The sequence below is a fragment of the Cyanobium sp. NIVA-CYA 375 genome (assembly GCF_056108345.1).
Window position 1 is genome coordinate 1 of record NZ_JBSYHW010000342.1, and the last position, 669, is coordinate 669.

Annotated in this window: 1 protein-coding gene; it reads right to left on the minus strand. The window is 71.4% G+C overall.

Annotated features, from left to right (window positions below; all coding sequences use genetic code 11):
- The coding region (locus AC01FP_RS18465) for an NAD-dependent epimerase/dehydratase family protein (RefSeq protein WP_474482321.1) at positions 1-669 on the minus strand (669 nt) is incomplete at both ends.

Genomic DNA, 669 nt, shown 5'->3' on the forward strand with positions numbered 1-669 from the left:
AGTCGAGGTTTGACACGAGATCGGCAGTCGGGTGCCACCTGGTTGCCTCGCGCAGGCCCCGGTCATCCTCCCCCACCAGCGGCGAGAACACCGCTTCGACCCCTTCCCGCTTGCCGGCCAGCGTCGCCATCCCGGTCAGCAGGGCTGGGGGAACCGGCAACAGGATCGTCTTCCTGCCCAGTCGTGCCGACACGGTGCGGACCAGCTGCGCGGTGGTCACCGGCGCGCCGTCGCCCGGCTCCCACGGCTGCTGCGCGGCAGCCGCGAAGGCTGTATCGTCGGCCTGGGCCAGCGCGATCACCAGCCGGGCGAGGTTGTCCCGCGACAGGTAGGTACGCGGGGCGCGGGCCAGGCCGAACGGCAGCGGCAGCCCGGTCTGCACCAGCCGCACCAGCAGCGCGAACCCGCCCTTGCACCCGGGTCCGTAGACCGGCGGCAAGCGCAGGATAACCGTCTTGGCGGCGGGCACTGCACCGAGCACTTGCTCGGCTGCTCGCTTGCCCGCGCCGTAGGCATTGGGTTTCGCCCCTTCGTCGAGCCGGGCATAGATCGAACTCGCCAGCACGATCCGCGACACGCCCGCCACCGAAGCCGCCGAAGCCACGGCCCTGGCGAGGTCCGGGGCGGAACTGGCCTCATCAGTGCGGACCGGATTGTCCGCCAGGTGGA